At 70.4% G+C, this 21,165-nt stretch carries 23 protein-coding genes; 12 read left to right on the top strand and 11 right to left on the bottom strand.

Translation table 11 applies throughout. The annotated features are described in order from the left end of the window. The 3 genes from mutL to H2038_RS13025 all read right to left on the bottom strand — a co-directional run. The coding region (gene mutL, locus H2038_RS13035; RefSeq protein WP_292113983.1) for a DNA mismatch repair endonuclease MutL at window positions 1-412 on the bottom strand (412 nt) is incomplete at its 3' end. A 49-nt stretch (window positions 413-461) separates the two neighbouring features. Beyond that, entirely contained in the window at window positions 462-848 is a 387-nt protein-coding gene (locus H2038_RS13030) for a hypothetical protein (RefSeq protein ID WP_292113981.1), read from the bottom strand. A 75-nt stretch (window positions 849-923) separates the two neighbouring features. Continuing rightward, window positions 924-2,843 (bottom strand): ABC-F family ATP-binding cassette domain-containing protein, encoded by a 1,920-nt coding sequence (locus tag H2038_RS13025; RefSeq protein ID WP_292113979.1) that lies wholly within the window; start codon window positions 2,841-2,843, stop codon window positions 924-926. Window positions 2,844-2,995: 152 nt separating this feature from the next. Here H2038_RS13025 and ndk point away from each other — a divergent pair, with 152 nt between their 5' ends. The 3 genes from ndk (at window position 2,996) to H2038_RS13010 (ending at window position 4,404) form a co-directional block, all read left to right on the top strand. Beyond that, window positions 2,996-3,415, top strand: coding sequence for a nucleoside-diphosphate kinase (ndk, locus tag H2038_RS13020; protein ID WP_292113977.1), 420 nt, complete (start codon window positions 2,996-2,998; stop codon window positions 3,413-3,415). Window positions 3,416-3,505: 90 nt separating this feature from the next. Continuing rightward, window positions 3,506-4,207 (top strand): DUF1275 family protein, encoded by a 702-nt coding sequence (locus H2038_RS13015; RefSeq protein ID WP_292113975.1) that lies wholly within the window; start codon window positions 3,506-3,508, stop codon window positions 4,205-4,207. Further along, window positions 4,204-4,404 (top strand): hypothetical protein, encoded by a 201-nt coding sequence (locus tag H2038_RS13010; RefSeq protein ID WP_292113973.1) that lies wholly within the window; start codon window positions 4,204-4,206, stop codon window positions 4,402-4,404. The genes H2038_RS13015 and H2038_RS13010 overlap by 4 nt, the downstream gene beginning before the upstream one ends. 74 nt (window positions 4,405-4,478) lie before the next feature. On the opposite strand, the gene H2038_RS13005 is transcribed toward H2038_RS13010, so the two are convergent. From H2038_RS13005 to purM, 4 genes are all read right to left on the bottom strand, one after another. Continuing rightward, window positions 4,479-6,542, bottom strand: a complete 2,064-nt coding sequence (locus tag H2038_RS13005) for a M13-type metalloendopeptidase (RefSeq protein ID WP_292113971.1) — start codon at window positions 6,540-6,542, stop codon at window positions 4,479-4,481. A gap of 81 nt (window positions 6,543-6,623) precedes the next feature. After that, window positions 6,624-7,217: a phosphoribosylglycinamide formyltransferase gene (gene purN / locus H2038_RS13000; RefSeq protein ID WP_292113970.1), complete on the bottom strand. Its 594-nt coding sequence runs from the start codon at window positions 7,215-7,217 to the stop codon at window positions 6,624-6,626. After that, the gene (locus H2038_RS12995) at window positions 7,217-8,593 is read right to left on the bottom strand and encodes a M28 family metallopeptidase (RefSeq protein WP_292113968.1); all 1,377 of its coding nucleotides are present in this window, start codon (window positions 8,591-8,593) and stop codon (window positions 7,217-7,219) included. Before H2038_RS12995 ends, purN begins: the two co-directional genes overlap by 1 nt. Before the next feature lie 95 nt (window positions 8,594-8,688). Continuing rightward, on the bottom strand, window positions 8,689-9,726 hold the full coding sequence (gene purM / locus H2038_RS12990) for a phosphoribosylformylglycinamidine cyclo-ligase (protein ID WP_292113966.1): 1,038 nt from the start codon (window positions 9,724-9,726) through the stop codon (window positions 8,689-8,691). Window positions 9,727-9,807: 81 nt separating this feature from the next. On the opposite strand from purM, the gene rnd reads away from it, so the two are divergent. Beyond that, a complete protein-coding gene (gene rnd, locus H2038_RS12985; RefSeq protein WP_292113965.1) occupies window positions 9,808-10,959 on the top strand; it encodes a ribonuclease D in 1,152 nt (383 codons plus the stop codon). On the opposite strand, the gene H2038_RS12980 is transcribed toward rnd, so the two are convergent. Both H2038_RS12980 and H2038_RS12975 read right to left on the bottom strand, forming a co-directional pair. Continuing rightward, window positions 10,956-11,531, bottom strand: a complete 576-nt coding sequence (locus H2038_RS12980) for a phosphohydrolase (RefSeq protein WP_292113963.1) — start codon at window positions 11,529-11,531, stop codon at window positions 10,956-10,958. The genes rnd and H2038_RS12980 overlap by 4 nt on opposite strands. A 4-nt stretch (window positions 11,532-11,535) precedes the next feature. Next, on the bottom strand, window positions 11,536-11,997 hold the full coding sequence (locus H2038_RS12975; RefSeq protein WP_292113961.1) for a peptidylprolyl isomerase: 462 nt from the start codon (window positions 11,995-11,997) through the stop codon (window positions 11,536-11,538). Window positions 11,998-12,060: 63 nt separating this feature from the next. On the opposite strand from H2038_RS12975, the gene H2038_RS12970 reads away from it, so the two are divergent. Beyond that, window positions 12,061-12,771: an RlmE family RNA methyltransferase gene (locus tag H2038_RS12970; protein WP_292113960.1), complete on the top strand. Its 711-nt coding sequence runs from the start codon at window positions 12,061-12,063 to the stop codon at window positions 12,769-12,771. Between the two features lie 3 nt (window positions 12,772-12,774). Here the strand turns inward: H2038_RS12970 and H2038_RS12965 are convergent, their stop codons facing one another. After that, a complete protein-coding gene (locus H2038_RS12965) occupies window positions 12,775-13,323 on the bottom strand; it encodes a DUF2061 domain-containing protein (RefSeq protein ID WP_292113959.1) in 549 nt (182 codons plus the stop codon). A 130-nt stretch (window positions 13,324-13,453) separates the two neighbouring features. On the opposite strand from H2038_RS12965, the gene guaB reads away from it, so the two are divergent. From guaB to H2038_RS12935, 6 genes are all read left to right on the top strand, one after another. Further along, window positions 13,454-14,911, top strand: a complete 1,458-nt coding sequence (guaB, locus tag H2038_RS12960) for an IMP dehydrogenase (RefSeq protein WP_292113957.1) — start codon at window positions 13,454-13,456, stop codon at window positions 14,909-14,911. Window positions 14,912-14,928: 17 nt separating this feature from the next. Beyond that, window positions 14,929-15,327: an MAPEG family protein gene (locus H2038_RS12955; protein WP_292113956.1), complete on the top strand. Its 399-nt coding sequence runs from the start codon at window positions 14,929-14,931 to the stop codon at window positions 15,325-15,327. Window positions 15,328-15,337: 10 nt separating this feature from the next. Continuing rightward, window positions 15,338-16,642: an RsmB/NOP family class I SAM-dependent RNA methyltransferase gene (locus H2038_RS12950; RefSeq protein WP_292113955.1), complete on the top strand. Its 1,305-nt coding sequence runs from the start codon at window positions 15,338-15,340 to the stop codon at window positions 16,640-16,642. Next, window positions 16,639-17,340, top strand: a complete 702-nt coding sequence (locus H2038_RS12945; protein WP_292113954.1) for a 5'-methylthioadenosine/S-adenosylhomocysteine nucleosidase — start codon at window positions 16,639-16,641, stop codon at window positions 17,338-17,340. Before H2038_RS12950 ends, H2038_RS12945 begins: the two co-directional genes overlap by 4 nt. After that, window positions 17,337-18,899, top strand: a complete 1,563-nt coding sequence (gene guaA / locus H2038_RS12940) for a glutamine-hydrolyzing GMP synthase (RefSeq protein WP_292113952.1) — start codon at window positions 17,337-17,339, stop codon at window positions 18,897-18,899. The genes H2038_RS12945 and guaA overlap by 4 nt, the downstream gene beginning before the upstream one ends. A 290-nt stretch (window positions 18,900-19,189) precedes the next feature. Beyond that, on the top strand, window positions 19,190-20,443 hold the full coding sequence (locus tag H2038_RS12935; protein ID WP_055808164.1) for an integrase arm-type DNA-binding domain-containing protein: 1,254 nt from the start codon (window positions 19,190-19,192) through the stop codon (window positions 20,441-20,443). Here H2038_RS12935 and H2038_RS12930 read toward each other — a convergent pair. Then, window positions 20,397-20,690, bottom strand: coding sequence for an AlpA family transcriptional regulator (locus H2038_RS12930; RefSeq protein WP_081600486.1), 294 nt, complete (start codon window positions 20,688-20,690; stop codon window positions 20,397-20,399). The genes H2038_RS12935 and H2038_RS12930 overlap by 47 nt on opposite strands. Window positions 20,691-20,825: 135 nt before the next feature. Between H2038_RS12930 and H2038_RS12925 the strand changes: the two genes are divergently transcribed. After that, a complete protein-coding gene (locus H2038_RS12925; RefSeq protein ID WP_017505590.1) occupies window positions 20,826-21,161 on the top strand; it encodes a metalloregulator ArsR/SmtB family transcription factor in 336 nt (111 codons plus the stop codon). Window positions 21,162-21,165 lie beyond the last annotated feature (4 nt).

Here is a 21,165-nt window from a genome sequence, read left to right as displayed (position 1 = left end):
CCCCCGCGAGGGCGGCGCCGCCCTCGACGGTGATGCTGTGGGCGTCGCCGCCCTCGCGGGGGCGGGAGGTGATGGTCAGGCGGGCGACCGAGCCGATCGAGGGCAGGGCCTCGCCGCGGAAGCCGAGGGTGGAGATGCGCAGCAGGTCGACGTCGCCGGCGTCGTCCGGCTCGAGCTTGGAGGTGGCGTGGCGCTCGATGGCCAGGGCCAGCTGGTCCGGGGCCATGCCGCAGCCGTCGTCGGCGATGAGCAGCCGGGTCAGGCCGCCGCCGTCGGCCTGGACCTCGACCCGGCGGGCGCCGGCGTCGAGGGCGTTCTCGACCAGCTCCTTGACGGCGCTGGCCGGCCGCTCGACCACCTCGCCGGCGGCGATGCGGTTGACGGTCTCGGGGGGGAGGCGGCGGATGGGCATGGATTCGCAAGTATGCCGCTTTCCCGCCGCCGGAAGAAGGCGACGGGGCTCAGTCGATGGGCGTGATAGACATCGTCAGCAGGTCGCCGGAGTCGTCCCCCACCCGCACGGCGGCCCGATCGCCGCGCAGGAAGGTGAGGCGCGGGGCGGCCAGCTCGACTTCCCCGCGCGACAGATGGGCCTGGACCATCATCTGCGCGTCGCCGCCGTCGCCCTGCACCGTGAACAGGTCGGCCTCGAAGGCGTAGGTGACGCCGTTGATGCTCGCCGAGGCGCTGGCGGGGACGTCCTCCACGATCTGGGTGCGGGTTGAGACGATCTCGACGCCATTCCGGACGACGGAAACCTCGAGCTGGTAGCGCTCGCGACCCGGCTCCTGGGCGAAGGCCGGGGCGGCGGCGAGAAGGGCGGCGGCGACGACGGCGGGACGGATCATGGGCGGGCTCCACGTGCGATGGTCGAGCGTCCAACGATTCCCGTTACGTGAACATCGCCGTCGTGCGCCCGGTCGTCAGGCCGTCGCCTCCGCCAGCGCTTCCTCGGCTTCCATCCAGGCGGCCTCGGCGGCGTCGAGGTCGGCCTGGGCCTTCGCGCGGGCGCGGGTCAGGCCCTCGAGCTTCTTCGGATCGTGGACCGCGGCGTTGGCGAGGTCGTCGTCGAGCCGGGCGAGGTCGGCGGCGAGGGCGGCCATGCGCTCCTCGGCCTTCCTCGCGGCGTGGCGCAGGGTGGACGGGGAGGGGCCGGATTTTTTTGGGGCCCTATCGCTCGCGGCGCGGCCGCTCGCTGCTTGAGGGCCCGAACTGGCCGCGTCTGTGGCCGCCGGCGCCGGCTCCGCCTTCACCTGGGAGGGCTTCATGCCCGCCTGTTTCGCGCGGTCGAGGACGAATTTGGCGTAGTCGTCCATGTCGCCGTCGAAGGGCTTCACCGTGCCGTCGGCGGCCAGCCACAGGCGGTCGGCGACCAGCTCCATCAGCGAGCGGTCGTGGGTGATCAGGATGACGGCGCCGGTGTAGGCGTTGAGGGCGTCGAGCAGGGCGCGGCGGCTGTCGATGTCGAGGTGGTTGGTCGGCTCGTCGAGGATCAGGATGTGCGGCGCGTCCATGGCCACCAGGTTGAGCAGCAGGCGGGCGCGCTCGCCGCCCGACAGGGCCGCGACCTTGGTCTCCTGCTTCTCGAACGGCAGGCCGAACTGGGCCAGCCGGCTGCGGCGGCTGGACTCCGAGGCGTCCGGCATGGCCCGGCGGATGATCTCCAGCGGGGTGTCGGTCGGGTCCATGGCCTCGATCTGGTGCTGGTGGAACCAGCCGACCCGCATCTTGCCGTCCCGGTGGAACTCGCCGGCGTCGATGGTCAGGGCCTTGGCGATGAGCTTGGCGAAGGTCGACTTGCCGGCGCCGTTGACGCCGAGCAGGCCGATGCGGTCGTCGAGGTCCATCCGCAGGTTCAGATTGCGCAGGATGGGCTTGCCCGGCTCGTAGCCGACCGAGGCCTTCTCCAGCCGGATCAGCGGCGGCGGCAGGGGGCGCTCGGGCGAGGGAAGGGTGAAGGGGGCGACGCGCTCCTCGGGCGGCAGCTCGACCGTCTGCATCTTCTGCAGCTTCTTGACCCGCGACTGGGCCTGGGCGGCCTTGGAGGCCTTGGCCTTGAAGCGGTCGACGAAGGCCTGCAGGTGGGCCCGCTCGGCGTCCTGCTTGGCCCGGGTGGCGGAGAGCAGGCGCAGCTTCTCGGCGCGCATCTTCTCGAAGGCGTCGTAGTTGCCCGTGTAGAGCTCCAGCTTCCGGTTGGCGAGGTGGAGGATGTGGGTGCAGACCTCGTTCAGCATCTCGCGGTCGTGCGAGATGATCAGGGCCGTGGCCGGGTATTTCTTCAGCCGGGCCTCGAGCCACAGGGCGCCCTCGAGGTCGAGGTAGTTGGTCGGCTCGTCGAGCAGCAGCATGTCGGGCTGGGCGAACAGGGCCGCCGCCAGGGCCACGCGCATGCGCCAGCCGCCGGAGAAGTGCGACATCGGCCGCTGCATGTCCTCGGGGCTGAAGCCGAGGCCGGCGAGGATTTCGGCGGCGCGGGCGGGGGCGCTGTCGGCGTCGATCTCAATCAGCCGGCCCCAGATCTCGCCCATCTCCTCGGGCTCGGCCGTCTCCAGCCGGGTCATCAGGTCGTGGCGCTCGACGTCGGCCTCGAGGATGGTGTCGAGCACGCTGACCGGGGTGGCCGGGTGCTCCTGGTCGACCGAGCCGATGCGGGCGGTCTTCGGCAGGGAGACCTCGTCGCCGTTGGCCGCCAGTTCGCCGAGGATGATCTTGAACAGGGTCGACTTGCCGATGCCGTTGCGGCCGACGAGGCCGACCTTGGCCCCGGGGGGGAGGCTGACCGAGGCGTCGTCGAGGAACTGGCGGCCCCAGGCGTTGAAGGTCAGGTTGGTGATCTGGAGCATGGGGAAGGGAAGTCCGGGGAGAACGGCGGTCGCCCCTCAGGTAGCGAGCCGCCGCGCGGCGAGCGATAGGGGCGAATGACGGGCTGTTGGAATGCGGGGAGGGCGCGTCTATAAGCCCGCGACCTTCAATCTCCCAAACAGAAGTCACTCCCATGACCGAACGCACCTTCTCGATCATCAAGCCGGACGCGACCCGTCGCAACCTGACCGGCAAGATCAACGCCGTGATCGAGGACGCCGGCCTGCGCATCGTGGCCCAGCGCCGCGTCAAGCTGTCGGAAGAGCAGGCCAAGAAGTTCTACGCCGTCCACGCCGAGCGTCCGTTCTACGGCGAGCTGGTGGCCCAGATGACCGCCGAGCCGGTGGTCGTCCAGGTGCTGGAAGGCGACAACGCCGTGGCCCGCTACCGCGAGGTGATGGGCGCGACCAACCCGGAACAGGCCGCCGAAGGCACCATCCGCAAGTCGTTCGCCCTGTCGATCGGCGAGAACTCGGTGCACGGCTCGGACTCGCTCGAGAACGCGAAGATCGAGATCGAGCAGTTCTTCACGGAAGACCAGATCGTCGGCTGATCGCCGTCGGATCGACGCTTCAGGCAACGGCCGGGTCGGTGACGACCCGGCCGTTGTCGTGTCAGGCTCCTGCGGCAAGGGGCGAGTCGGATGCGGGAATACGGACGACGCGGGGTGCTGCTGGCGGCCAGCCTGTCGGCGCTGGCGGGGTTCGTCGACGCCATCGGCTTCCTGACGCTGGGCGGCTTCTTCGTCTCCTTCATGAGCGGCAACCTGACCCGCTTCGGGGTGGGGGCCGCCCTGGGGCGATGGGACCAGGCCGGGGTCGCCGCCGGCCTGATCGGCCTGTTCGTGGTCGGGGTGGTCGCCGGGGCCCTGGTGGCGCGGCGGGTCGGGGAGGACCGCCGGTCGGCGGTGCTGGCGGTCGAGGCCGCGCTCCTGCTGCTGGCGGCCGGGCTCTGCGCCGCCGGCTGGACGGCGGCGGGGATGGCGGCGGTGGTCTTGGCCATGGGGGTGGAGAACGCCGTCTTCCAGCGACAGGGGGACGTGGGCGTCGGCCTGACCTACATGACCGGCACCCTGGTGCGGATGGGGCAGCGGATCGCCACCGCCCTCTGCGGCGGCCCGAGGTGGGACTGGGTCCCCTTCCTCCTGCTGTGGGCGGGGCTCGCCGCGGGCGGCGCCCTGGGCGCGGTCAGCTTCGTGCGCTGGGGCGTGCTCTCGCTGTGGGCGGCGGCCGCCGTGGTGCTGGTCCTGACGCTCGCGGTGCGTCGGGCGGAAGCGCAGGCGGAACGCGCCCGCCAGCGCGACGTTATCCGCCAGACCCGAACCTCCCCGGAGAAACCCCGATGAAGACCCTGCTCAAGCTGTCCGCCGCCGCCGCCCTGTCGCTCCTCGCCGCCTGCGGCTCGACCATGGAACAGCGGGCCGCCACGGGCGCCATCGCCGGCGCGGCCGCCGGCCAGGCGATCGGCGGCGATACGGGCTCGACCGTCGCGGGCGCCGCCATCGGCGCCGCCGCCGGCGCGGCGACCCGGCCCGACAAGTAGGGCGGAAGCCAGAAACGAGAACGGCCCCGGCGAGCGATCGCCGGGGCCGTTTCCGTTCCGGGGTCGGGCGGCGCCTACCAGATGCGGGCGCGGGCCTCGGGGGCGAGGTACTGCTCGTCGCCCGGCTTCACGCCGAAGGCCTCGTACCAGGCGTCGATGTTCCGCACCGTGGCGCCCGCCCGGTACTGCGCCGGGGCGTGGGGGTCGACGGTGACCTGCTGGCGCAGGGCCTCGTCGCGGGTGTTCTCGCGCCAGACCTGGGCCCAGCCGAGGAAGACGCGCTGATCGCCGGTCAGGCCGTTGATCACCGGCGCCGGCTGGCCGTTCAGCGACATGCGGTAGGCGTCGAGCGCCAGCAGCAGGCCGCCGAGGTCGGCGATGTTCTCGCCCATGGTCAGGTCGCCGTTGACGTTGACGCCCTCGAACGGGCTCAGCGCCGAGTACTGGGCCCCGAGCACGCGGGCGCGCTCCTCGAACTTGGCGGCGTCCTCGGCGGTCCACCAGTCGCGCAGCACGCCGTCGCCGTCCACCTTGCGGCCCTGGTCATCGAAGCCGTGGGTGATCTCGTGGCCGATGACCGCGCCGATGCCGCCGTAGTTCACCGCCGGGTCGGCATTGGGATCGAAGAACGGCGCCTGCAGGATGGCGGCCGGGAAGACGATCTCGTTGCGGGGCGGGTTGTAGTAGGCGTTCACCGTCTGCGGGGTCATGCCCCACTCGAGCGGATCGACCGGCTTGTCGAGCTTGGACAGGTTCCAGGCCCATTCGAAGGCCGAGGAGCGTTCGACGTTGCCGTAGAGGTCGGCCGGATCGAGGTGCAGGCCGTCATAGCTGCGCCACTGCTCCGGATAGCCGATCTTCACCCCGAAGCGGCTCATCTTGTAGAGCGCCTGCTGGCGGGTCTCGGGGCTCATCCAGTCGAGGCCCTCGATGCGGGCGGTCATGGCCTGGCGGAGGTTGGCGACCAGCTCTTCCATCTGCGCCTTGGATTCGGCCGGGAAGTGGCGGGCGACGTATTCGCGGCCGAGCGCCTCGCCCAGCGATCCGTCGACCAGCTGCACGCCCCGCTTCCAGCGCGGGCGGTTCTCCGGCTGGCCGCCGAGGACCTTGCCGTAGAAGTCGAATTTGGCGTCGACGAAGGCGCTGGACAGGTAGGGGGCGGCCTGGTCGATGGTGTGGAAGGCCTGCCACGACTGGAGGGTCGCGACCGGCGTTTCGGCGAACACCCGGGCCATGCCCGGGAAGGCGGTGTTGTTGCCGGCGATCAGGGTGCGGTCGCGGCCGACGCCCGCCGCCTCGGCCCAGACGCCCCAGTCGAAGCCGGGCGCCGAGGCCGCCAGATCCGCGACGGTGGTCGGGTTGTGCAGCCGGTCGATCTGGCGGCTCTCGACCTGGGTCCAGTGCTGTTCGGCGATGCGGGTCTCGAAGGCGACGATGTCGGCGGCGGCCTTTTCCGGCTCAGGCCAGTCCGCCAGCTCGAGCGCCTTCCGCACATAGGCCTGGTAGGCCGCCTTCTGCTCGGCGAACGCGGGCTCAAGGTAGTAGTCGCGGTCGGGGAGGCCGAGGCCGCCCTGGAAGATGTAGGCGCTGTTGCGGTTCGGCTCCTTCAGGTCCTCGAACACCGCCAGGCCGAACAGCGAGCCGCCGAAGCCGCCCTGGCTGCGACCCATCAGGGCGGCCATTTCCTCGTGCGAGTCGGCGGCGCGGACCTCGACCAGGTCGGCGGCGAGGGGCGCGGCGCCCAGCTGCTCGACCCGGGCCTCGTCCATGAAGCTGGCGAACAGGGCGCCGATGCGGGCGGCCTCGGGGCTGGAGGTCGGGTTGGCGGCGCTCTCCTCGATCAGCGTCCGCAGGTTCTCCTGCGAGCGATCGTAGAGCATGTCGAAGGCACCGTAGGAGGTCTTGTCCGCCGGGATCGCCGTGTTGCGCAGATAGGTTCCGTTGGCGAAGCGGTTGAAGTCCGCGCCCGGGGCGACGGCGCGGTCCATGCCCTCCAGATCGAAGCCCCAGGCGCCGATCACCGGCCGCGCGTGGGCCGCGTGCGCGCCGTGCGATGCGTGGGTCTGGGCCAGCGACGGAGCCGCGGCGAGGGCGAGAACGGCGCCGGCGGCGCAGGCGAGAAGGCGTAGCTTGGACATGAGGGTTCCCCGAACAGAGCGGCGGGACCCTGACTCAGCGGCGGGGCCCTGTCTCGGTCAAAGGCGAAGCATTACGAAAAGCTAATCCAGCGACCGGCAGAATTCGGCGAGGGCGCGCGGGTACAGCCGGTGCTCGGCGGCGAGCACCCGGCGGGCGAGGCTGTCGGGGGTGTCGTCAGGCTGCACCGGCACCCGGGCCTGGGCCAGCGCCGGCCCCTCGTCGACGCCCTCCGTCACCAGGTGGACGGTGCACCCCGCCTCCGTGTCGCCCGCGGCGAGGGCGCGGGCGTGGGTGTCGAGACCGGGATGCTTCGGCAGCAGGCTGGGGTGGATGTTGAGCATCCGTCCGCTCCAGCGGCCGACCAGCCAGGGGGTCAGCAGCCGCATGTAGCCGGCGAGGGCGACGACCTCGATTTCATGCCGGCGCAGGGCCTCGTCGATGGCACGCTCATGCGCCTCCCGGTCGCCGGCGAAGGGGCGATGATCGACCGCCAGCGTCGGAACGCCGGCCTCGGCGGCGCGCGCCAGGCCGGCGGCGTCCGGCCGGTTGGAGAGGACCAGGGCGACGGCGTAGGGACAGTCGTCCTGCCGCGCCGCCTCGACGAGGGCGGCCATGTTCGATCCCGTGCCCGAGATCAGCACCGCCGCCCGGCGGCGCCGCGCTGCCGCGCCCATCAGCGGGCCCGGGCGGGCGGGTCCCCGACCGCCACGAAGGAGCCGGCGGGGCCGGGGAAGACGACCGGGCTTTCGTAGCCGTCGTCCGAGACGGCCGAGACGCCGAAGAAGTAGTCGTCGATGACGACGCCGGGCAGGGTCAGTTCCGTCGCGTCGCCGGCCCAGCGGCTGTGGGTCCATTGCGCGGCGGTGGTGGGCCGCCACCAGACACGGTACCCGGCGGCGCCGGGCACGGCCTGCCAGCGGAGGGTGGTGTCCGGCTTGACCGCGCCCTCGATAGTCACCTCGAGCGGGGTCGCCGGCGCGTTGGCCAGGGCCGCCATGCTGACGATGTTCAGGCGGGCGACCTGGGCGAGGTAGTCGAAGTCGACTCCGTCGATGGTGTCGCCGTAGTGCACTCCGTCCTCGACGCGCAGGTCCTGGTGCTGGCGGTCGTAGTTCTCCGCGCCCTCGGAGATGCGCACGGCCGGGAAGCCGGCGCGCAGCATCTCGACCTGGTCGCCGCCGCGGCCGAAGCGGTCCGTGCGGTAGATCATCTCGACGTCGAAGTTGGTCAGGTACCGGTCCGCCAGCCCGTCGATGAAGCGGGCGAGGTTCCGCGAGGCGGAGTCGACCTCGCCGCCGTTGTAACGGCGCCGCTCCTCCTGGGCCTCGGTCTCGACGGTCTTGGTGCCCTCCGAGAAGACGCGGACGCGGGTGGTGTCGCGCACCCCGGACTGGCCCTCGGAGTTGCCGACGATGTCGTTGTTGAGGTTGGCCTCGACCCGCCAGCCCTGGGCCTTCGCGTAGTCGGCCAGGATCCTGCCGCCGAACAGGCCCTGCTCCTCGCCCGAGAGGGCGGCGTAGACGAGGGTGGCGTCGAAGCTGTGCTGCGACAGGATGCGGGCGGCCTCGAGAACGGCGGCGACGCCGGAGGCGTCGTCGTTGGCGCCGGGGGCGTCGTCGGTGAAGTTCATCACGTCGCTGACGCGGGAATCGAGGTGGCCGGAGATGATGATCACCCGGTTCGGGTCGCCCGTGCCGCGCTGGATGGCGACCACGTCGACGACCTCGGTCGGGGTCGGCACGCGGGGGCCGGTGACGGTGTCGGACGGGGTGACGATCTCGAGGCAGCCGCCGCACTGGCCGGAGACGCCCTCGAACCGGCGCTGCACCCAGCGCCGGGCGGCGCCGATGCCGCGGGTCTCCGATTCCGTCTCGGAAAGGGTGTGGCGGGTGCCGAAGCCGACCATCGCCTCGATGTCCGCGCGCATCCGCTCCGGGCGGACCTCGCCGGCAAGGCGGTGCAGCAGCGCCTGCTCGTCGCTTGCGGATGGACCCGCAGCAGCGGGGCCGGCGAGCAGAAGGGCGGCCATGGCGGCCGGCAGCATGCGCATGCGGGGAACTCCTTCACTCTTACGCGGCGGCGGCGACCTTGCCGGTCGCCGCCTGCAGGGTCAACGCGCCGGCGACCGGCCCGCGGATCCGCGCCTCAGGCCGGGATCAGCTGGCCGCAGACGAAGGCCGTCTCTCCGGCGTTGAGCAGGGCCGCCAGCACCGGCTCGGCGTTCTCGGGGCTGACGATCAGGATGAAGCCGACGCCGCAGTTGAAGGTGCGGCGAAGCTCGTGGTCCGAAATCCCGCCGGTCTCGCCCAGCCAGCGGAAGACGTGGGGCAGGGGCCAGGCGTCCCAGTCGAAGGCTGCCGCGAGGCCGTCGGCGATGCAGCGGGGCGGATTCTCGACCAGACCGCCGCCGGTGATGTGGGCGGCGCCCTTGACCAGTCCGGCCTTCATCAGCGGCAGCACCGGCTTCACATAGATGCGGGTCGGCTCCATCAGGGCCTGCGCCAGCGTCCTGTCCTTCGCGAAGGGAGCGTCGGCGTTCCAGCCGAGGCCCGACTTCTCGACCACCTTGCGGATCAGCGAATAGCCGTTCGAGTGCGGCCCGGAGGAGCCGAGGCCGATGATCAGGTCGCCGGCCTGCTGGCGGTCGAGGTACGGCAGGGCGTGGCCGCGCTCGACCGCCCCGAGGGAGAAGCCGGCGAGATCGTAGTCGCCGCCGCCGTACATGCCGGGCATCTCGGCCGTCTCGCCGCCGACGAGGGCGCAGCCGGCCTGGCGGCAGCCCTCGGCGATGCCGGCGACGACCCGCTTCGCGGCGTCCACGTCCAGCCTGCCGGTGGCGTAGTAGTCGAGGAACAGCAGCGGCTCGGCGCCCTGGGCCAGCAGGTCGTTGACGCACATGGCGACCAGATCGACGCCGACGCCGTCATGCCGTCCGGTCTCGATGGCGATCTTCAGCTTGGTGCCGACGCCGTCGGTGGTGGCGACGATCAGTGGGTCCTCGAAACCGGCCGCCTTGAGGTCGAACAGCGCCCCGAATCCCCCCAGCGACGCCTCCGCGCCGGGCCGGCGGGTCGATTTCGCCAGCGGCTTGATGGCGTCCACCAGCATCTCCCCGGCGTCGATATCCACCCCCGCGTCGGCGTAGGTGAGGCCGTTGCGCGGGGTGTCGGGAGTGTCGCTCATCGGTCACGGGCCTGATTCTGGAGGCGGAAATGCGTCGGCGGCTCTTGCCACGAAGCGGTCGCGCGGGGCTATAGCACCCGAATGACGCCGATCACCACCACCGGGGCGCTGCGCGACTTCTGCGCCCGCCTCGCCGCCGCTCCGTTCATCACCGTCGACACGGAGTTCATGCGCGAGACCACCTACTGGCCGAAGCTGTGCCTGATCCAGGCCGCTTCGCCCACGGATTCGGCGATCATCGATCCGCTGGCGGAGGGGCTCGACCTCGAGCCCTTCCTCGACCTGCTGCGCGACGAATCGATCCTCAAGGTGTTCCACGCGGCCCGGCAGGACGTGGAGATCTTCGTGAAGCTGGGCGCGGTGCCGCGGCCGATGTTCGACACCCAGGTGGCGGCGATGGCGGCGGGCTTCGGCGACCAGGTCTCCTACGAGGCGCTGGTGCGCCAGATGCTCCGGCAGGAGGTCGACAAGGGCAGCCGCTTCACCGACTGGGCGCGGCGGCCGCTGTCGGACGCCCAGCTGATCTATGCGCTGGGCGACGTCACCCACCTCGCGGCCCTCTATCCGAAGCTGCGTGACCGGCTGCAGAAGGACGGGCGCCTCGACTGGGTGATGGCCGAGATGGAGGATCTGACCGATCCCGCCCTCTACGACACCGATCCTGAAAAGGCGTGGAAGCGGCTGAAGCCGAAGAAGTATTCGGCGCGGTATCTGGCCGCCTTCAAGGCCACGGCGGTGTGGCGGGAGCGGGCGGCGCAGGATCGCGACCAGCCGCGCGGGCGCATCCTCAAGGACGACGCCGTCGACGAGATCGCGGCCCAGGGACCGACCGATCCGGAGGCCTTCAACCGGCTGCGCTCGGTGCCCAAGGGCTTCGGCGCCTCGCGGCTCGGGCTCGAGCTGACCGAGGAGCTGAAGCGGGTGCTGGCCGATCCCGAGGCGCACGCGCCGAAGATCGAGCGGCCGTCGCACAACCAGCCGGCCCCGCCGTCGGTGGTCGAGCTGCTCAAGGTGCTGCTCAAGGCCAAGAGCGACAACGCCGGCGTGGCGACCAAGCTGATCGCCAACGTCGCCGACCTCGAGAAGATCGCCCTCAGCGACGCCGCCGACGTGGAGGCGCTAAAGGGCTGGCGGCGGCAGTTGTTCGGCGAGGACGCGCTGAAGCTGAAGCGCGGCGAGATCGCCCTGGTGCTGAACGGACCGCGGGTCGAGGTGGTGGAGATCGAGGGCTAGGCCCGCAGGCTCTCCAGCTCGCGGGCGATGTTGGCCCGCGCCCGCGCCTCGAACCGCGCCGCCCAAGCCGGATCGGGGTAGAGCTGCGGACTGTCGAGGAAGCGCTGCAGCACGGCCGCCCGGCCGGCCCGCCACGCCTCGTCCGGCACGTGGGCGTACTCCTGGCGCACGCCGCGGACGTAGGAGTCGTAAGCGGCCGGCGCCGCGCCGAGGATCGACAGGTCGATCGACACCATCCGCGCGCCGAGCTCGTCCTCGGCGGCGGCGGCGTGCCCGGCGGTGAGCAGGATCAGGCGCTCGACCTCGGCCACATCCGCTTCCGGCGCGCCCTCGCCGGCCAGCTCCTCGCGCGCCAGCCGGGCGCTCTCCGCCTCGTTGTCGGTCCGTGCGGGATCGTAGATCGCGTCATGGAACCACAAGGCCGTCTCCAGCAGGTCGCGCCCGGCCGTGGTCAGGTCGGTCGAGGCCGCCGCCTGGGCGAGGCAGTCGGTGAGGTGCGCGAGGGTGTGGTAGCGGCGGTGCGGCTCGCGATAGCGTGCGATGAGCCGATCGCGAACCGCGCTTGAGAACACGCGCTCAGCCCACCGTCGCCTTGACGATCTTGCCGGGATTGCGGGGCGGTTCGCCCTTCGGCAGGGCGTCGACGTGCTCCATGCCTTCGATGACCTGGCCCCAGACCGTGTACTGGCGGTCGAGGAAGGTGGCGTCGTCGAAGCAGATGAAGAACTGGCTGTTGGCGCTGTTCGGGTCGGAGGTGCGGGCCATCGAGCAGACGCCGCGCACGTGCGGTTCGGCCGAGAACTCCTGCTTCAGGTTCGGCTTCGAGGAGCCCGAGGTGCCGGTGCCGGTCGGGTCGCCGCCCTGGGCCATGAAGCCTGGGATGACGCGGTGGAAGACCACCCCGTCGTAGAAGCCTTCCGAGGCCAGCTCGGTGATCTGCTTGACGTGGTTGGGAGCCAGGTCGGAACGCAGCTTGATGACGACGTCGCGGGGCTCGCCGTCGCCGGTGTCCAGGGTGAAGGTCAGGGTCTCGGCCATGTCGGCTCCTTTCGTTTCGCGGGGGTCATAGCCCGCAAACCCGGTGACGGCTATGTGGGATGCATGAGCGAGGACGATAAGCCGGTCGAACGCCGCCGCATGGTGCGTCCCCCTTCGGGGGGAACGGCGGCCGGCCGCGGCATGGGCCAGAAAATCCGCACGGCCGAAAAGAAGTCGATGTCGAGCCAGCAGTGGATCAAGCGGCAGCTGGCCGACGAATGGTCGGAGCGCGCCCGGGCCGAGGGCTGGCGCAGCCGCGCCGCCTTCAAGCTGATGGAGATCGACGACCGGCTCCATCTGATCCGGCGCGGCTCGCGGGTGGTCGATCTCGGCGCGGCCCCCGGCGGCTGGGTGCAGGTGGCGCTGGACCGCGGCGCGGCGGCGGTGGTCGGGGTCGACCTGCTGATGATCGAGCCGATCCCCGGCGCCACCCTGATCCAGGCGGACTTCACCGATCCGGGGGTGGACCGGCAGCTGCTGGAGGCGCTGGGCGGGCCGCCCGATCTGGTGCTGTCGGACATGGCCCACAACACCATCGGCCACCGCCAGACCGATCACCTGAAGATCATCGCCCTGATCGAGATCGCCGCCGACTTCGCCATCCGCAACCTGAAGCCGGGGGGCGCCTTCGTCACCAAGAGCTTCCAGGGCAGCGACGCCGGCGAGGTGCTGGCCCGGCTGCGGGCCGAGTTCGAGGACGTGCGGCCGATCAAGCCGAAGGCCAGCCGCAAGGGCTCGTCGGAGGTCTATCTGGTGGCGACGGGGAAGAAGTAGGTCTCAGGCCTCGGCCAGCGCGCTGCGGCGACGTTCGCGGCGGGCCTCGATCCGGCTCCAGATCCGGTCGTGGGCGGTGAAGAACACCGTCTGCACCAGCGGCTCGATGATGCCGATGGCCAGCGCCGTGCGGATGTCGCGGGTCAGGGCGAAGGCCACCAGCACGGCGACGGCGAAGTGCATGACGCCGTAGGTGACGGTCTTGAGCGCGACCTGCTTCAGCGAGCGGGGCAGGGCGTGGCTGTGGCCGTGGTGGCCGTGGGCGCGCGACTGCTCCTCCGGGGACATCAGGTCGAGGCGGGCCGTGAAGGCCTCCGACGCCTCCTCAAGGCCGGACAGCATCCGCCGCCGTTCGATGCGGTGCCAGACGCGGTCGTGCACGGAATAGGCGATGGTCTGGAAGAAGGGCTCCACCAGGCCCACGGCCAGGGCGAGCCGCCAGTCGCCGGTGATGGCGAAGGCGACGAGGATCGCGACCACCAGGTGCATGACGCCGTAGCTTGCGATCTTGAGCGCAAGCTGCCGGGCGGTGCTGATCAACAGTCGAACCATGTCGCTCCAGATGTGGGGCGAAAGCCGCCCCCGGCAAGGCAATTGTTCTTATCGGAACGATAGGCGCGGCGAGGCCTTGCGGTTCCGGCCGGGACACGGTTATACGCGGCCCGCAAAACGGAGGCTCCTCATGGAGATTCGCGAAGGGCTCACCTTCGACGATGTTTTGCTCGAACCCGGCCCGTCCGAGATCATGCCCGCCGACGCGGACGTCTCGACGAAGCTGACCCGCGACATCAGGTTGAACATCCCGTTGCTGTCGTCCGCCATGGACACGGTGACAGAGGCGCGGCTGGCCATCGCCATGGCCCAGGCCGGCGGTCTGGGGGTGCTGCACCGCAACCTGACGGTCGAGGAGCAGGCCGACCAGGTCCGGCAGGTGAAGCGCTATGAAAGCGGCATGGTGGTCAATCCGGTCACGGTGACGCCGGAGACCACGCTGGGCGAGGTGCGCGAGATCGTGGCGCGCAAGAAGATCACCGGCTTCCCGGTGGTCGATCCGGCCACGGGCCGGCTGGTCGGCATGCTGACCAACCGCGACATGCGCTTCGAGAACGATCCGCACATCAAGGCCGCGGCCCTTATGACCACGGGCGACCTGATCACCGTGCGCGAGGGCGCCGGACGGCTGGAGGCGCAGGAGCTGCTGCGGACCCGCAAGATCGAACGGGTCATCGTGGTGGACGAGGACTATCGGGCCGTCGGCCTGATCACCATGAAGGACATCCAGAAGGCCCAGGCCTTCCCGAACGCCGCCAAGGACGAGCAGGGCCGCCTGCTGGTCGGGGCCGCCTCGACGGTCGGGGACAGCGGCTTCGAGCGCTCGATGGCCCTGGCCGATGCCGGGGTCGACGTGGTGGTGATCGACACCGCCCACGGCCACTCGGTGCAGGTGGCGCGCGCGGTGGAGCGGGTGAAGCGGGAGTCCAACCGCATCCAGGTGATCGCCGGCAACGTCGCCACCTACGACGCCGCCCGCGCCCTGATCGACGCCGGGGCGGACGCGGTGAAGGTCGGCATCGGGCCGGGCTCGATCTGCACCACCCGCATCGTCGCCGGGGTGGGCGTGCCGCAGCTGACCGCCATCATGGAGTCGGCCCGCGCCGCCCGCGACAGCGGCACGCCGGTGATCGCCGACGGCGGCATCAAGTATTCGGGCGATCTGGCCAAGGCCATCGCGGCCGGCGCCAGCGTGGCGATGATGGGCTCGATGTTCGCCGGCACCGACGAGGCGCCGGGCGAGGTCTTCCTGTACCAGGGCCGCTCCTACAAGTCGTACCGGGGCATGGGCTCGGTCGGGGCCATGGGAGCCGGCTCGGCGGACCGCTACTTCCAGAAGGAGGTGGAGACCCAGAAGCTGGTGCCCGAGGGCATCGAGGGCCAGACGCCCTACAAGGGGCCGATCTCGCCGGTGCTGCACCAGCTGGTCGGGGGACTGCGCGCCTCCATGGGCTACGTCGGGGCGCCGACCATCGCCGAGTTCCAGCGGCGGGCGCGGTTCGTGCGCATCACCGGGGCGGGGCTGCGTGAGAGCCACGTCCACGACGTGATGATCACCCGCGAGGCGCCGAACTACAGGCAAGGTTGAGAAAGATAGGGCAAGCCATGGAGATGACGCCGGAATTCACCTTCCTGGCTTTGACCCTGATCCTCGCCCTCGTGCAGATAGGGGCCGCCGGCATGGCGCGCACCGCCGAGCTGGGGGCGAAGTGGAACGCCGGGCCGCGCGACGAGGCGACGCCGCCGCCGGGCAGGCTGGCGGGGCGGTTGATGCGGGCCCAGGCCAACCTGTTCGAGACCCTGCCGCTGTTCGCCGCCGCGGTGATCATGGCCGAGATCGCCGGCAAGACCGGCGCCCTGACGCTCTGGGGGGCCGGCCTCTACTTCGCCGCGCGGCTGGTCTACCTGCCGCTCTACGCCCTTGGCGTGGCCTATGTTCGCTCGCTGGTCTGGCTCGTCGCCGCCGCCGGGCTGGTCATGGTCATCGCCGCCCTGTTCGCCTGAAAGTTCCGATTTGACCCCCGCCGCCCGCCTCGCCGCCGCCGCCTCCGTGCTGGACTCAATCGCCCAGGGCCGCCAGCCGGCCGAGGCCGTGCTCAAGGCGTGGGGCCAGCAGAACCGCTACGCCGGCTCCAAGGACCGGCGCGCCGTGGCCGACCGGGTCTACAAGGTGCTGCGCGCCCGCGGCCGGCTGTCGTGGGCCATGGGCGGCCGAGAGGACGGCCGGGCGCTGGTCATCGCCTCCCTCAGCCTGATCGACGGCCTGCCGCTGGAGGAGATCGAGGCCCTGCACGCGGGCGAGGGCTACGGCCCGCGGCCGCTGTCGAAGCAGGAGCGCAGCCGCCTGACCGCCGCCGGCGAGGGCGAGTTGCCGGGCTGGGTCGCCTCGGGCCTGCCGGAACTGGCGGTGGAGGACTTCAAGGCGACCTTCGGCGACGGCTGGGGCGAAGAGGCGCGCGCCCTGATGGCGCCGCGCGCGCCGATCGACCTGCGGGTCAACACCGCCGTGGCGACCGTGGACGCGGTCGAGGCCGAGCTGCGCGAGGCGGGGCTGGCGCCGGAGCGGACGCCGTTCTCGGCCGTCGGCCTGCGCCTTCCGTCCGAGCCGCCGCCGAACATCCAGGCCCTGGAAGGCTTCAAGGCCGGACGGTTCGAGATCCAGGACGAGGGTAGCCAGATCGTCTCCTGGCTCGCCGGGGCCGCGCCGGGCATGACCGTGGTCGACTACTGCGCCGGCGGCGGCGGCAAGACCCTGGCGCTGGCGCAGACGCTGGAAGGGCAGGGGCGGCTGGTCGCCTGCGACGTGGTCCAGAAGCGGCTCGACAACATCCGTCCCCGGCTGGAGCGGGCCGGCGTGGAGGCCGAGCTGCGCCTGCTGGGCCAGAACGGCGGCGGGGCCGAGGACCTGAACGGTCAGGCCGACCTGGTCTTCGTCGACGCGCCGTGCAGCGGCGCCGGCACCTGGCGGCGGCGGCCCGAGGACGCGTGGCGGCTGACGCCCGAGGAGGTCGAACGGCTGCACGCCCTGCAGGTCCGGATCCTGCAGCAGGCGGCCCTGCTGGTGAGGCCCGGCGGCCGGCTGGTCTACGTCACCTGCTCCATGCTGAGCCGCGAAAACGAGGCCTCGACGGCCGCCTTCGAGGCGGCCCACCCGTCGTTCCGGCCGGTCCCGGTCGCCGACGCCCTCGCCAGCCCGCGCCTGACCGACGCCGCCCGCGAGCGGCTGGCCGCCCTGGCCGATGGCCACCGCCTGCGCCTGTCTCCCGCCTCCACGCACACCGACGGCTTCTTCGCCGCGCTCTTCGAGCGGACCGGATGAGGCTGGAGCGATACGGCGCCGTCGCCGTCCTGCCGGTGATGGCGACTGCGGTCGAGTACGGCCGCCATCTGCGCGCCCGCATCGACCCGCTGACGACCGGCGTCGGACCGGTCGAGGCGGCGATCGTCCTGTCGCGGGCGTTGAGCCGGCTGGAGGGCGTCGACGGCCTGCCGGATGTGATCGTCTCGCTCGGATCGTGCGGCTCGAGACAGCTGGAGCACGCCGCCGTCTACCAGGCCCTCTCGGTCAGCTATCGCGACATGGACGCCAGCCCGCTCGGCTTCGCGAAAGGCGTGACGCCGTTGCTGGACGAACCGGCCGTTCTGCCCCTGCCGTGCCCTGTTCCGGACCTGCCCGCCGCCCGGCTGTCCACGGGGGCGAATGTCGTCTCGGGCGCCGCTTACGACGCCATCGACGCCGAGATGGTGGACATGGAGACCTGGGCCCTGGTCCGCGCGGCCCGCACCTTTGGCGTGCCGCTGGTGGCGCTGCGCGGCGTCTCGGATGGTCGCGCCGAGCTCAGGGCGCTCGAGGACTGGACCTCGACGCTGCACCTTGTCGACGAAAATCTGGCCGACGCGCTGGACCGGCTGTCCGCCGTTCTGGACGCTCGCGGCCCCGCCGCCCTTGAACTCGCCGGACCGGGCGGCCAAGACCCGGCCCAATCCGCCCCTCACCTGGAACCGACCTTGCCATGAGCACGCCCGCCGACCACGAGAAAGTCCTGATCGTCGACTTCGGCAGCCAGGTGACCCAGCTGATCGCCCGGCGGCTGCGCGAGGCGAGCGTCTATTGCGAGATCCATCCCTTCGACAAGGCCGAGGCGGTGGTCGACGAGCTGAAGCCGCAGGCCATCATCCTGTCGGGCGGGCCGGCCAGCGTGCTGGAGCCGGACAGCCCGCGCATCGGCCGCAAGCTGTTCGACCTCGGCCTGCCCATGCTGGCCATCTGCTACGGACAGCAGCTGCTCTGCGACGTGCTCGGCGGCAAGGTCGAGGGCGGCCATCACCGCGAATTCGGGCGGGCGGAGATCGTGATCACCGAGGAGACGCCGCTGTTCGCCGGCGTCGGGGCGGTGGACCACCGCGAGCCGGTGTGGATGAGCCACGGCGACCGGGTCGTCGCCATTCCCGAGGGCTTCAAGGTCGTCGCCACCTCGGCCGGGGCGCCGTTCGCGGCCATCGCCGACGAGGCGCGGCGCATCTACGCCGTCCAGTTCCACCCCGAGGTGCACCACACCCCGCGCGGGGCCGAGATCTACCGCAACTTCCTGTTCGGCGTGGCCGGGCTGAAGGGCGACTGGACCATGGCCGCCTACAGGGACGAGCAGATCGCCCGGATCCGCGAGCAGGTCGGGTCGGCGAAGGTGATCTGCGGCCTGTCGGGCGGAGTCGACAGCTCGGTCGCGGCGGTGCTGATCCACGAGGCGATCGGCGACCAGCTGACCTGCGTGTTCGTCGATACCGGCCTGCTGCGCAAGGACGAGGCGAAACAGGTCACGACGCTCTTCCGCGAACACTACAACATTCCGCTGGTGCATGTTGATGCGTCAGGGGAATTCCTTGGCGCGCTGGCGGGCGTCAGCGACCCGGAGACCAAGCGCAAGACCATCGGCCGGCTGTTCGTCGAGGTGTTCGACCGCGAGGCGGCGAAGATCGAGGGGGCGGAGTTCCTTGCCCAAGGCACCCTCTATCCCGACGTGATCGAGAGCGTTTCGGCCACCGGCGGCCCTTCGGCGGTGATCAAGAGCCACCACAATGTCGGCGGCCTGCCGGACTTCATGAAGCTCAAGCTGGTCGAGCCGCTGCGCGAGCTGTTCAAGGACGAGGTGCGGGCGCTGGGCCGCGAGTTGGGCCTGACCGACGCCTTCGTCGGCCGCCATCCCTTCCCGGGGCCGGGTCTGGCCATCCGCATCCCGGGCGAGATCACGCCGGAAGCTGTCGCAACGCTTCAGGAAGCGGACGCCATCTATCTGGAAGAAATCAGGAATGCCGGTCTGTACGACCAGATCTGGCAGGCCTTCGCCGTGCTGCTGCCGGTGAAGACCGTCGGCGTGATGGGCGACGCGCGCACCTACGAGAAGGTGCTGGCCCTGCGCGCCGTCACCTCGACCGACGGCATGACCGCCGACTTCTTCCCCTTCCCGTGGGAGATGCTGGGCCGGACGGCGACGCGGATCATCAACGAGGTGCGCGGGGTCAACCGCGTCGTCTACGACGTCACCTCCAAGCCGCCCGGCACGATCGAGTGGGAATAATTCGGGCCTTTCGGGAGCTTTCGAGAACGCTTCCGAAATGGGCTGTAAGTTGCTGACGCGAAAGTGAATTCTGTCGAGACCCTTCGGAGCCTTTCGGAGGGTCTTTTTTTCGTGATGCCGACCTGTCTGACGGTATCGCGCTCCGTTGCTCCCATGGATTCCGGCTCATACCGTCTGGGCCACGGCGAGCCGTTGACGGTATTCTTTTCAAGCAAGACGCTGAAAAGGCGAGAAAATATCGACCTCGAACCGCCGATTTCCGGGCCTGTCCGGTGCGAGGAGGTTTTACCGTGCTTACCGATGCCGCTCTGAAGAATTTGAAGCCTAAATCAAAGCCTTACAAGAGTACCGACAGGGACGGCTTGTACGCCTACATCTCGCCCGGGGGAGCGATCTCGTTCCGCTACGACTATCGCTTCAACGGTCGGCGAGAGACGCTCACCCTGGGGCGCTACGGACGGGGCGGTCTGAGCCTCTCGCAGGCGCGGGAACGTCTGTTCGAGATCAAGCGGACCATCGCGGACGGCGTGTCGCCCGCCCTGGAGAAGCAGCGCGCCAAGCGTCGTCTGAAAGAGGCGCGCAGCTTCGAGCATGTCGCCCAGCGTTGGATGGACACCGCACCGATGGCGGACAGCACACGGAACATGCGCCGGTCGATCTTCAATCGCGAGGTGCTGCCGCAGTGGCGAAACCGCCTGCTTAGCGAGATCACTCCCGACGACATCCGGGCGCACTGCAAGACCATCGTGGACCGCGGCGCGCCGGCGACGGCGATCCATGTGCGCGACATCGTCAAACAGATCTACGCCTGGGCGATTCTGCACGGCGAGAAGATCGACAATCCGGCCGACGGCGTCGGGCCGGCGTCGATCGCGACCTTCCGGCCGCGAGACCGCAGCCTGTCGCCGAGCGAGATCCGCATCATGCTGGGGCTTCTCGGAGAGGTGGCGACCCTGCCGACCATCCGGCTCGGGCTGAAGTTCATCCTGCTCAGCATGGTGCGAAAGAGCGAACTGCAGGATGGCGTCTGGCCAGAAGTGGATTTCGAGAACGCCGTCTGGTCGATCCCGGCGGCGCGGATGAAGCGCTCCCGGCCCCACAACGTCTATCTGTCGACCCAGATGCTCGACATCCTGATCGCCCTGAAGACCTGCGCGGGGAACTCCAAATACATCCTGCCGTCGCGCTACGACGCGGACGCGCCGATGTCGCGGGCGACCTTCAATCGCGTGACCTCCGCCATCGCCGCGCTGGCGAAGAAGCGGGGACTGCCTTTGGAGCCGTTCACCGTGCACGACCTGCGACGGACGGCTTCGACCCTGTTGCACGAGATGGGGTTCAACTCGGACTGGATCGAAAAGGGCTTGGCTCACGAGGAGCGGTCGTCGCGCGGGGTCTACAACAAGGCGGAGTTCGAGATGCAGCGACGGCATATGGCGCAGCAGTGGTCGGACGCGGTCGAGGCCTGGGAGGCCGGGCGGACGTTCACGCCGGTGCTCAGTGTGCCGGAGGGAGAGGGACCTCGCTTCGATCCAAAGTTCTGACGGGTCGGCTGACGCGTCGGCGGACATCGGGCGGCGGGGCGCGGCGGATCGGCTGGTTGCGGCGCCGCTCGAGCCACGCCTCGACCTCGGCCAGGTCCCAGACCACGCAGCGGGGCGTCAGAAGGAACCGCTTCGGAAACTCGCCCCGGCGCTCCATCTCCCAGATGGTGCTGTCGGCGAGCGGCACCATCTGGTGCAGTTCAGGTTTCTTGATCGTGCGGCGTAGGGGTGGGCTGGCCTGGGCCATCGAAATCTCCGCTTTGCTGGGAGAATCGAACCCGAAAGATTGCGACAGGCCTAGCCGTATCCTCTCCACCGTAGGCTTGCGCATCCCCTGGCGTCAGCGGCTTGAATACTTCCATATTTCGACTAATGCGGAACTATGGAAGCCGAAGCCTCGATTCTCGCTCTCGCTGCCCTGGCGCAGTCGACCCGGTTGGAGGCGTTTCGTCTCCTGGTCCGTCACGAACCGGAGGGCCTGCCGGCCGGTGACATCTCCAATCACCTCGCCATCCCGGCCAACACGCTTTCGTCCCATCTGGCCGTCCTAAGCCGGGCGGGGCTGATCCAGTCGGAACGTCGCAGCCGGTCGATCATCTATCGGGCCGACCTGGACCGGCTTCGCGACCTGGTCCTGTTCCTGCTCAAGGACTGCTGTGGGGGCAGGGCGGACCTGTGCGAGCCGCTGTTGGCAGACCTCGCGCCCTGTTGCTCGTGAGGAC

Origin of the sequence: Brevundimonas sp. (assembly GCF_013912005.1) — a bacterium.
In the GTDB taxonomy this organism is placed as follows: domain Bacteria; phylum Pseudomonadota; class Alphaproteobacteria; order Caulobacterales; family Caulobacteraceae; genus Brevundimonas.
Note: the sequence above shows the minus strand (reverse complement) of the source record. Positions and strands in the feature narration are given on the sequence as shown.

What these genes read in the sequence shown, in the direction of transcription:
- H2038_RS13030 (WP_292113981.1), bottom strand. Translation starts at nt 848, where the DNA reads ATGATCCGTCCCGCCGTCGTCGCCGCCGCCCTTCTCGCCGCCGCCCCG.
- H2038_RS13025 (WP_292113979.1), bottom strand. Translation starts at nt 2,843, where the DNA reads ATGCTCCAGATCACCAACCTGACCTTCAACGCCTGGGGCCGCCAGTTC.
- ndk (WP_292113977.1), top strand. Translation starts at nt 2,996, where the DNA reads ATGACCGAACGCACCTTCTCGATCATCAAGCCGGACGCGACCCGTCGC.
- H2038_RS13015 (WP_292113975.1), top strand. Translation starts at nt 3,506, where the DNA reads ATGCGGGAATACGGACGACGCGGGGTGCTGCTGGCGGCCAGCCTGTCG.
- H2038_RS13010 (WP_292113973.1), top strand. Translation starts at nt 4,204, where the DNA reads ATGAAGACCCTGCTCAAGCTGTCCGCCGCCGCCGCCCTGTCGCTCCTC.
- H2038_RS13005 (WP_292113971.1), bottom strand. Translation starts at nt 6,542, where the DNA reads ATGTCCAAGCTACGCCTTCTCGCCTGCGCCGCCGGCGCCGTTCTCGCC.
- purN (WP_292113970.1), bottom strand. Translation starts at nt 7,217, where the DNA reads ATGGGCGCGGCAGCGCGGCGCCGCCGGGCGGCGGTGCTGATCTCGGGC.
- H2038_RS12995 (WP_292113968.1), bottom strand. Translation starts at nt 8,593, where the DNA reads ATGCGCATGCTGCCGGCCGCCATGGCCGCCCTTCTGCTCGCCGGCCCC.
- purM (WP_292113966.1), bottom strand. Translation starts at nt 9,726, where the DNA reads ATGAGCGACACTCCCGACACCCCGCGCAACGGCCTCACCTACGCCGAC.
- rnd (WP_292113965.1), top strand. Translation starts at nt 9,808, where the DNA reads ATGACGCCGATCACCACCACCGGGGCGCTGCGCGACTTCTGCGCCCGC.
- H2038_RS12975 (WP_292113961.1), bottom strand. Translation starts at nt 11,997, where the DNA reads ATGGCCGAGACCCTGACCTTCACCCTGGACACCGGCGACGGCGAGCCC.
- H2038_RS12970 (WP_292113960.1), top strand. Translation starts at nt 12,061, where the DNA reads ATGAGCGAGGACGATAAGCCGGTCGAACGCCGCCGCATGGTGCGTCCC.
- H2038_RS12965 (WP_292113959.1), bottom strand. Translation starts at nt 13,323, where the DNA reads ATGGTTCGACTGTTGATCAGCACCGCCCGGCAGCTTGCGCTCAAGATC.
- guaB (WP_292113957.1), top strand. Translation starts at nt 13,454, where the DNA reads ATGGAGATTCGCGAAGGGCTCACCTTCGACGATGTTTTGCTCGAACCC.
- H2038_RS12955 (WP_292113956.1), top strand. Translation starts at nt 14,929, where the DNA reads ATGGAGATGACGCCGGAATTCACCTTCCTGGCTTTGACCCTGATCCTC.
- H2038_RS12945 (WP_292113954.1), top strand. Translation starts at nt 16,639, where the DNA reads ATGAGGCTGGAGCGATACGGCGCCGTCGCCGTCCTGCCGGTGATGGCG.
- guaA (WP_292113952.1), top strand. Translation starts at nt 17,337, where the DNA reads ATGAGCACGCCCGCCGACCACGAGAAAGTCCTGATCGTCGACTTCGGC.
- H2038_RS12930 (WP_081600486.1), bottom strand. Translation starts at nt 20,690, where the DNA reads ATGGCCCAGGCCAGCCCACCCCTACGCCGCACGATCAAGAAACCTGAA.
- H2038_RS12925 (WP_017505590.1), top strand. Translation starts at nt 20,826, where the DNA reads ATGGAAGCCGAAGCCTCGATTCTCGCTCTCGCTGCCCTGGCGCAGTCG.